The sequence below is a fragment of the Acinetobacter sp. SM34 genome, assembly GCF_022012365.1.
GTDB lineage: Bacteria > Pseudomonadota > Gammaproteobacteria > Pseudomonadales > Moraxellaceae > Acinetobacter.
This window is the reverse complement of the sequence record NZ_JAKLTP010000009.1, coordinates 132,481-141,320: the sequence shown is the minus strand read 5'-3', so window position 1 is coordinate 141,320 and position 8,840 is coordinate 132,481. Positions and strand designations below refer to the sequence as shown.

General features: G+C 42.1%; 8 protein-coding genes. 4 read left to right on the top strand and 4 right to left on the bottom strand.

Features of this window, described 5'->3' with window-relative positions; all coding sequences use genetic code 11:
• Positions 1-210: 210 nt before the first annotated feature.
• The 3 genes from LZZ98_RS09540 to def form a co-directional block, all read right to left on the bottom strand.
• Positions 211-2,223 carry a TonB-dependent copper receptor gene (locus LZZ98_RS09540; RefSeq protein WP_237787641.1) on the bottom strand — a complete coding sequence of 671 codons (2,013 nt, stop codon included), beginning with the start codon at positions 2,221-2,223 and terminating at the stop codon, positions 211-213.
• Positions 2,224-2,294: 71 nt separating this feature from the next.
• Positions 2,295-2,717 (bottom strand): DUF2946 family protein, encoded by a 423-nt coding sequence (locus tag LZZ98_RS09535; protein ID WP_237787640.1) that lies wholly within the window; start codon positions 2,715-2,717, stop codon positions 2,295-2,297.
• Positions 2,718-2,810: 93 nt separating this feature from the next.
• Positions 2,811-3,341 (bottom strand): peptide deformylase, encoded by a 531-nt coding sequence (gene def / locus LZZ98_RS09530; RefSeq protein WP_237787639.1) that lies wholly within the window; start codon positions 3,339-3,341, stop codon positions 2,811-2,813.
• Positions 3,342-3,460: 119 nt separating this feature from the next.
• Between def and LZZ98_RS09525 the strand changes: the two genes are divergently transcribed.
• The 3 genes from LZZ98_RS09525 (at position 3,461) to LZZ98_RS09515 (ending at position 6,459) form a co-directional block, all read left to right on the top strand.
• On the top strand, positions 3,461-4,615 hold the full coding sequence (locus LZZ98_RS09525) for a LysM peptidoglycan-binding domain-containing protein (protein ID WP_237787638.1): 1,155 nt from the start codon (positions 3,461-3,463) through the stop codon (positions 4,613-4,615).
• An 84-nt stretch (positions 4,616-4,699) separates the two neighbouring features.
• Entirely contained in the window at positions 4,700-5,845 is a 1,146-nt protein-coding gene (gene dprA / locus LZZ98_RS09520) for a DNA-processing protein DprA (protein ID WP_237787637.1), read from the top strand.
• A gap of 44 nt (positions 5,846-5,889) precedes the next feature.
• On the top strand, positions 5,890-6,459 hold the full coding sequence (locus LZZ98_RS09515) for an L-threonylcarbamoyladenylate synthase (RefSeq protein WP_086176459.1): 570 nt from the start codon (positions 5,890-5,892) through the stop codon (positions 6,457-6,459).
• 423 nt (positions 6,460-6,882) lie between these two features.
• Here the strand turns inward: LZZ98_RS09515 and LZZ98_RS09510 are convergent, their stop codons facing one another.
• Positions 6,883-7,797 carry a DMT family transporter gene (locus LZZ98_RS09510; protein ID WP_237787636.1) on the bottom strand — a complete coding sequence of 305 codons (915 nt, stop codon included), beginning with the start codon at positions 7,795-7,797 and terminating at the stop codon, positions 6,883-6,885.
• Positions 7,798-7,983: 186 nt separating this feature from the next.
• Between LZZ98_RS09510 and LZZ98_RS09505 the strand changes: the two genes are divergently transcribed.
• A complete protein-coding gene (locus LZZ98_RS09505; protein ID WP_237787635.1) occupies positions 7,984-8,736 on the top strand; it encodes a helix-turn-helix transcriptional regulator in 753 nt (250 codons plus the stop codon).
• Positions 8,737-8,840: the final 104 nt, after the last annotated feature.

The following is an 8,840-nucleotide window of genomic DNA, read 5'->3' as shown; positions in this document are numbered from 1 at the left end:
AAATGAGTTGAATTGTGTGTTTATTTTATAAACCACAAAATTTATAAATGATTGTTTTATATATTTAAATTATTTTAAGAAAAATGTTTATTATTTTCTTTCGAAATATTCAAAATTATCAAATTATTGATATTTATATATTTTTAATATTTAAAAACGTAAAAAGCAGAGTCTAAGCTCTGCTTTTTACATTAAGTCTAACCAACCGAATTAGAACTTCATACTCACCCGGGCCCAGTAGTTACGTCCCATATTGTTAAACTGTTCATTACTGTCAAAACCAAAGCCAGCACTGCCAGCTTTATTTAGATGCTCGGTATAGGTTTTATCAAAAACATTATCAATACCGACTGATACATCCACCCCATCACGCAAATGATAGGTGCCATTTAGGGACAAAGTTGTAAAACCTGCACTTTCTTTAAAGTCCTTACCTACGATATTACCTTGATTTTGACTAATGCGACTTTGATCATCCACCACTCTCCATAATGCACCGAGTGTATATTTATCCTGAATATAACGAAGATTTACTCGCCCTTCTAAAGGTGCAATTTGCGGTAAAGGTTTATCATCGGTGGTATTTTTACCCCAGGCATACATCGCACTGACATCAGCTTGCAGATGATCGGTAAATTGATAACCCATACCCGCTTCTGCACCTGCAATGGTAGCATCCACATTGCGTGAATCTGCCGCATTGACCATCATGCTTGGCATCTTGGCTGGATCATAAGTCATCAGGATAAAATCATTAATTAATCCTGCATAAGCTGATACCCATGAATTCAATGCACCATGCTGATGTTGATAGCCTAAATCTAGTTGTAAGGTCTTTTCTGTATCTAAACGTTTAAAGGTATGCATAGTACCTTCATAATCTGTTTTAAAAAGCTCCCAATAATCTGGCATACGCTCAACATAACCAAGTCCAAGATAACTTTTGACATTATGATCTGGATGCTGGCTTTCTATACGCAGAAAAGCGCTTGGTACGGTTTCGGTACGCTTCACCCCTTTTGCCAGTTTTTCCACACTCACATCATCAACTCGTACACCACCCAGCAATTTATGTTGCTCATTCAACCGATAACTTAATTCACCGAATGCACCATAGGAATTAAATTTCATATCGGTTGTCACTGGCATCTTCATCATGGCAGAGCTCATCCCGCCAGCATGATGGTTTTGCTGTGAATCCACACCCGATACAAGTTGAAACTTATCCCATTCACTGGTCATCGCAAAACGTGTATTAAGCGTACGGCGCGTCACATTCATGGATTTATCAGCCGCAGGAACGTCGCGTAAGCTATAATTATCCATGACATGATCGTTAAAGTTGTAATTGATTTGCCCTTCAACTTTTTTAATCACATCACTGATATTCTTTTTCTCAAATCGCAAGCCTAGACTTTCCCGGGCAAATTTAGAGCCATCCATATCACGGCCAGCATACACCGCTTCACCATCAGCTTTACCACCCGTCAGTTCTAGCCAGGTATTTTCATCCGGTGTCCAGCCAATCGCCAGATCAGTATTCCAGCGCTCCCATGCCGATGGAACGCTGTCCCCATTGCCATCTTGATAATCATCTGCCTCAGAGCGATTGGCATTCAGACGGATATATTTGGTTTCATCACCAATTGCAGTTTCCACATTCTGATCCAGCCGACCATAAGAACCGAGCAGCACACTTGCCTGACCACGATAATTTTTTTCAGCTGTTAATTCAGTTTCCGGGCCACGCTCAAAGATTACCGTCGCAGCCGAACCGGTATTGGCATATTGAACCGTTTGTGGTCCTTTAATGACCGAAATACGGTCATAGCTTTCTGGTGAAATATACGAAGTCGGTGAATCCATACGACTTGGACATGCCCCGAGGTTTTCTGTGCCATCAGTTAAAATTTTAATCCGCGAACCAAACATGCCACGGAAAGTAACATCCCCATTGGTACCTGCCCCGCTATTGACCGCACTAAAACCGACAATACTTTGTAAATAGTCAGCACCATCACTGGCTGGAATCGGCTGGATAGGTTGTTTTGGATCGGCATGCACAATCAAACCATTGGCATCATTACCCTGATGAGCTGTGGCCACAATGGGCGCTAAAGTTTGCACGATTGCTGTTTGCTGCTCAGCAAAGGCTGAAGCTGAATAACATGCAACACAAATCGCAGCCGTAAGCGGCTGTAAATAAAATTTAGGCTGAGCCATTTTTATCTCACTGAATTCATAAATTAAACACGGCCTAAGTCAATCAAGACCCAAGCAAAATCAATGTGGATTTATGCAAATAGTGGCGGGGCTCGCCCTTGGGGGATTAAAAAGAGTCGTTGTAAGACAAACCAGACATGACCAAAGGTCTTTTGGAAGGCCAGTAAACGCACTTGAATACGGTCTAAAACTTCCTTGACTTCAAGCTCAGGCGGCAACACCAGATTGCCATAGACTGTACAGTACTGACATTGATGATGGGCATCATGATGCTCATGTTCTGCATGCTGTGAGTGTTGATGATCTTGATGAAGCTGATGAGAATGTCCGGAAACAGAAAATGGGTAAGAAATTGGTTTTTGTAATAATGCACGGGTAATAGTTTCACAGACCGGAGCAATCTGATATTGCTTCGGTAATAAAGGCTGCAAAAACACAGCAATCTGTAAAAATACTGCTAGAAACGAGAATAGCAGCCCACCCCGCAGAACCATAGGCAAACCCTAGAATTTGTCGCAGGCAAGTATAACAAAGCCCAATTTGAATTGGGCTTTTTTTTGAACTCTTTAATCCAGAAGTCGTAAGGATTAGCGTTTCACTGCAACTTTTTCTTTTTGACGCTGACGCACCACTTTTTCTACTTTTTCACGTGCACGTTGACGTTTTAAAGGCGATAAATAATCGACAAATAATTTGCCATTTAAGTGATCCATTTCATGTTGAATGCAAACAGCGAGAAGTTCATCCACTTCCAGCTCAAATGATTGACCCTCAAGGTTAATTGCCTCGATTTTTACACGTGACGGACGCTCAACTTTATCGTATATTTGAGGCACTGACAGGCAGCCTTCTTCATAAGGCTGAGTTTCTTCAGTTAATGGCGTGACTTTGGGGTTAATAAAGACCATGGGTTGATCTTTGTTTTCAGATAAATCCATGACAATCAGCTGAATATGACGATCCACCTGTGTGGCAGCCAAACCAATACCTGGGGCTTCATACATGGTTTCAAACATATCGGCTGCGAGCTGACGAATTTCATCAGTGACTTCTTCGACTGGTTTAGCAATGGTACGAAGACGGGGATCCGGGAAACTTAAAATAGGTAATAAGGCCATACGGTGTCCTCACTTATGCCATTGATCAAAAAACAAAATGAAGGAATGCTTCATCAAAAAAATGTGTGTAATATCGTTATTATAACGCAACTACATACATAATTTTAGGAATTATGATAATGAAAAAGGTTTTGAAGGGCATGCCAACTTTTAGTGCCTTGGGGTTTAAAAAACAATTATTGGCACTTGCCGTATGTGTAAGTGTTGGGGCCGGAATGGTGAGCATTGCTGAAGCAGCACCTGCCCGTAACGTCAATCCACCCGCATTAAAAGCCGGAGCCCCGCAAGTTTATGTGGTGAAAAAAGGCGATACTTTATGGGATATTTCCAAAAGATTTTTGAAGAATCCAGTACGTTGGCCTGAAATCTGGGCCAGCAATAAACATGTGAAAAATCCACACTGGATTTTCCCGGGCGACCGCCTGCTCATGTGTACCTATAATGGCAAACCGATCATCGGTAAAGATGAAGGTGATGGCTGTGAAGGCATTATCCGTCGTTATACTGGTGGCACCAAGTTACAACCTCAGGTTCGGGTGGAATCACTCAACAATGCCATTCCTGTGATTCCACTGGAATACATCAAGCAATGGCTAGAACGCAGCACTATTGTGGCACCTGAGTCAGTTACAGGTACACCTTACATTGTAGGAACTGCTGACCAACGCGTTCTGGCGGCTCAAGGTCAAACCGTTTATGCACGTGGCAATGGCCTGGAAGTGGGTCAACGCTATGCCGTTTACCGTGAAGGTGAACCGTATATGTTTACCGATGCAAAAGGCAAAAAATATAATGCCGGTCTTGAATTGACTCAGGTTGCATCTGGAGTTGCAGTACGTGGTGAAAATGACATTACTACCCTTGAACTGACAGATACTTATAATTCTGAAGTTCGTCGTGGTGACCGTGTACTGCCTGAATATGATCCAATGCTGCCAACTGTGTTCTACCCGACCAATGCTGAAGATGTGGTTGCCGGTGGTCAAGTTGTTCGCGTGATGGGCTCAATTGGTACAGCTGCAAAACACAGTGTTGTTACCATTGACCGTGGTAGCTTGCAGGGTGTTCAAACCGGACAGGTATTGTCGGTGAACCAGAAAGGTGAAGTCGTTACTGATCCAAAAACCAAAGAACGCGTTCAGCTCCCTGGACAACGCATTGGTAATGTCATGGTATTCAAAAGCTTTGATAACTTAAGCTATGCTTATGTACTTGATAGCGAATTACCGATTAAAGTCGGTGCTGGCATTCAGCCGCCACTGATGGATGAATAATACCTAAATCTAAAAAATGAGGCTGAAATTCAGCCTCATTTTATTTTCAAATAATAAAAAGAAGACACAATTAAAGGTCTCGTTATGCTCAGTTCATTAAGCTCTTTGCAGCTGGATTACATTCGTCTATGGTTTCTGGTACAACACTCGATAACCAGCTTTTATAAAATCCAGGAATACTATACCCATCTGGCCGAAGCAACACAGCCTGATCAAATTGAAACGTGGCAAAAGCTTGGCATTCACAAAAACCATATTCAACGCCTGCGAGATTTTCATCTTTCTGAATCACAGCTGCAATTCCAGCATTGTGTTGCCCTGATTCAAAAAGATAGCGATTTCATTCTCACATTCGACCATCCTGACTACCCCACCCAGCTGCTGCCTTATTGCAACAAACCGCCGATCCTATTTGGTCAGGGAGATGCCCAAGCCCTGCTGCAACCACAAATTGCCATCGTCGGCAGTCGTAAACCCAGTAACCACGGACGCCAGGTCGCCTATGACTTTGCTTATTATCTTAGTGAACAAGGCTTTTATATTAATAGTGGCTTGGCGCAAGGCATTGATGAAGCCGCCCATCAGGGGGCTTTGCAGCACAATCACACCATTGCGGTGATGGGAACTGGACTAGACCAGACCTATCCCAGTCAACATCAGCAATTACGCCAACAGATCCTTGACCATTCAGGCACCATCATTAGCGAATTTTTACCCGGAACCGCGCCTTTGCAGCAACACTTTCCACGGCGCAACCGTATTGTCAGTGCTTTAAGCCTCGGCGTCATTGTTGCAGAAGCGGCACTGAAAAGTGGTTCTTTAATCACGGCGAAATGGGCAGCCGAACAGGGTAAATCTATCTTTGCCATTCCCGGTCATATTTATAGTGAGCACCATCAAGGCTGCCATCAGCTGATTCGTGAAGGTGCCATTTTAGTGGATCATCCTGAACAGGTGATTGAAGATCTGGCTCTACCGACTCAATGGCAAACTCAACAGCATAGCGAACAAACCAGTAAAATCGCACCTTTAAATATTCAACCCGTACTGCCAGCGCATTTAAGTATTTTGTATAACCAGTTGGACTGGATGGGACAACATCTGGATGAGCTGGTCATTCAGCAGCATTTAGACGTTGCCACACTGACCAGCCAACTGATGGAACTGGAGCTCCTTGGCTTGTGTACCCAACAGGCAGGCTTGTATCTACGTTGTCGTCCAGGCAAATAAGGTTCACAATAGCCCTTTAACAAATGTGAAGGGAAAAAAATCTGATGATTACCACCTCTGTTGCCGAAGCTGCTCAATGTTTAAAACAAGGACATGTTTTAGCATATCCCACAGAGGCAGTTTGGGGCTTAGGCTGTGATCCTTTTAATGAACAAGCGTTCCTGGAGATTTTACGTTTAAAGCAACGTCCAATTGAAAAAGGGGTTATTTTACTGGCAGCGCAAATTGCGCAGGTAGAACATCTGTTAGAACCACTGACTGCAGAAATGCGTCAAAAAGTGATTGATTCCTGGAGTCATCGCTCTCCGACTGAACGCGCAACCACCTGGTTGTTACCGGCAGGCGATCATATTCCTGCATGGATTAAAGGCAACCATCCCAAAGTGGCGGTACGAGTCACCACACACCCCTTATGCGTTGCACTATGCAATGCCTTTAACGGTTTTATTGTCTCAACCAGTGCCAATCCTGCCGGGGAAAATCCCGCCCGCTCTTTGCAAGAAGCCAGCCAATATTTTTCCAGTCAGGTCAATTATTTGAATGGTGATTTGGGTCTAAGCAAAGAACCCAGCCGTATTATTGATGCTGAAACAGGTGAAGTGATCCGCGCTTAATGCGGGTCATTGCTATGTAATAAATAAGGGACTGAGCTAATTTTCAGGCAAAAAAAAGCTCAACCATATAGGGACGGTTGAGCATAAAAAGGATGTGCATAAATCACATCCAGAGGGTATGTAAATCTGGTTGTGAAGGTTTAAAGATTGTTAAGAATAACTTAAACATTCACGATATAAATATTATGTAATAATTAATTTCTTTATACAAATATATTATTTATCTTAAAAGACAGCTAAAAACTATCAAATATTTATCATTTTTTATTAATAATTTAAATTATCTCACTATTTTTTAATTATCTTTTAGCTAAACATCCATTTTAAATACTTTTTTTAAAACTACGACTCAGACTTTATTTTCATAAAAATTAGTGATAAAACCAGTTTATTTGTCTGTTTTTTAATCGGTTGTTTTTGCGTTTAGGCATTTAATTTTGCTGTTGTTACCACTCGATCTTTCTTTTGAGCCAATAAAATACCCAATAAAATGATCATACCACCGATGCTGTGATACATGGTCCATGCTTCACCTAACCACAGATTGGCAATAATGGCGGTACAGACTGGCATTAAATTCATAAAAATACTGGTGCGATTCGGCCCGATCATCTGGACTGCCAGCATCCACAACAGTGGTGCAATCAAAGATGGGAAAATACCGGCATACAGCACACTGCCCAGATTCTGTGGATTAATGCCATCCAAGCCCAGCCATAACACAAAAGGCAAATGGTAAAGCAGGGCAAAAATAATCTGCACATAGAGGCTAATCAGCAAGGGAATCTGGAGCTGCCATTTTTTCAGGAAAACCCCATAAAACGCGTAAAAAAATACCGCCAGTACCATCATGACATCACCCAGATGTCCACCTGATTTCAGCAAATGACTAAAATTTCCCTGCGCCATGACATAGAGCAAACCTGCAAAAGACAGAATGCTACCTATAACAGCAAAGCGGTTTGGAATGTCCTTCAGCATAAACATGGACACAAAGATGGTAAACACCGGAATGAAGGCATTGATAATGCCCATGTTGGTGGCGGTGGTATAATGCGCTGCGCTATAACCCAGACCTTGATACAGTACCATTCCAAAAGCACCAAGAACGGCAAGCTGTTTCCAGTGCGCCAAAACCAGCTGCCGTTCACGCCAGACCTTGCTCAGCATAAACGGGGTTAAGACCACAAAAGCCACCAGCCAGCGATAGAAACTGATACTGACAGGTGAAATATAGTCCGCTACATAGCGGGTTACGGTAATGTTCATCGACCAAATTAAGACTGCCAGCAAGGGCAAAGCGATCGCCCACCCTACTGTCTTGTGTTGCTGTGTCATACCCTTTCCCGCGCCTGAATATCCCGTTTTCATTTTTACTGAAGTCTGAAATAATTAGAATATCGAATTTCAGACATCAGTATTGAGCTACAGACACTGACTGACCGGATTGTGGCTATTTAAATAACTTTCCAAGTCTTTCAATGATCACTCTACAAATAAAAAAATGAACACAAGGATATTCATATGCTGAAGCATATTGAGCACTATATAGAAGTGAATGACTTCTTTTATCAAAAAGATGAAATTGTGGCACCACACAGTTCTTTATGGGGTGATTTTAATTTTAGCCTGAACGGTATTTTGGAATATGAAATAGAAGGACAAAGATATCTGTCGCCTCCCAACTATGGTCTGTGGCTTCCTCCACAAACCGCACATGCCTCGATCGCACTGGATGAACAAATTACACATTATGTCTGTATTCGTGTGCATCCTTGTCTATGTGAGTATTTTGCTGCTTGCACCAAAACTTTAAGCATTCGCCCCTTTCTTCGGCATCTGGTACATGAAATCCTGGAACAAAAACATCAAGACATAAGCACGCTGCATTATCGTAATTTATTACAGGTGTTATTCGATCAACTAAAAACTGCACCTGCCTATGAACATTATTTACCGCAAAGCCATCATGTTTTGCTACAGCCACTATTACAGCAATTGGCCAATCCAGAACTATTTCAGAAAAGCTTGCAACAACTCATCAGAGACTCATCCATCAGCGAACGACATTTACTGCGTTTAAGCCAGCAGGAATTACAATTGAGTTTATCTGAATGGCGCAATCGGGCTAAAATTTTGTATGCGATCACACAGATTCGCCAAGGCAAAACAGTGAAAAAACTGGCCTATGAATTGGGGTATCAGCACAGTTCCAGTTTTATTGAATTCTTTAAGCGTTATACCGAACAAACCCCTGCACAACTGCGCGATATCTAATCCTTTATGTTATTAAATAAATAACTCTTTTTGCAATTTGCAGCAGCTTAACAACAAAAACGCCCTAGTCACCAGTCAACGTCCTATGCCATTTTGATCACAGC

Excerpts from the sequence above, each read along its gene's own strand:
- dprA (WP_237787637.1), top strand. The coding sequence starts at position 4,700 with ATGCTCAGTTCATTAAGCTCTTTGCAGCTGGATTACATTCGTCTATGG.
- LZZ98_RS09525 (WP_237787638.1), top strand. The coding sequence starts at position 3,461 with ATGAAAAAGGTTTTGAAGGGCATGCCAACTTTTAGTGCCTTGGGGTTT.
- LZZ98_RS09505 (WP_237787635.1), top strand. The coding sequence starts at position 7,984 with ATGCTGAAGCATATTGAGCACTATATAGAAGTGAATGACTTCTTTTAT.
- LZZ98_RS09535 (WP_237787640.1), bottom strand. The coding sequence starts at position 2,717 with ATGGTTCTGCGGGGTGGGCTGCTATTCTCGTTTCTAGCAGTATTTTTA.
- def (WP_237787639.1), bottom strand. The coding sequence starts at position 3,341 with ATGGCCTTATTACCTATTTTAAGTTTCCCGGATCCCCGTCTTCGTACC.
- LZZ98_RS09515 (WP_086176459.1), top strand. The coding sequence starts at position 5,890 with ATGATTACCACCTCTGTTGCCGAAGCTGCTCAATGTTTAAAACAAGGA.
- LZZ98_RS09510 (WP_237787636.1), bottom strand. The coding sequence starts at position 7,797 with ATGACACAGCAACACAAGACAGTAGGGTGGGCGATCGCTTTGCCCTTG.
- LZZ98_RS09540 (WP_237787641.1), bottom strand. The coding sequence starts at position 2,223 with ATGGCTCAGCCTAAATTTTATTTACAGCCGCTTACGGCTGCGATTTGT.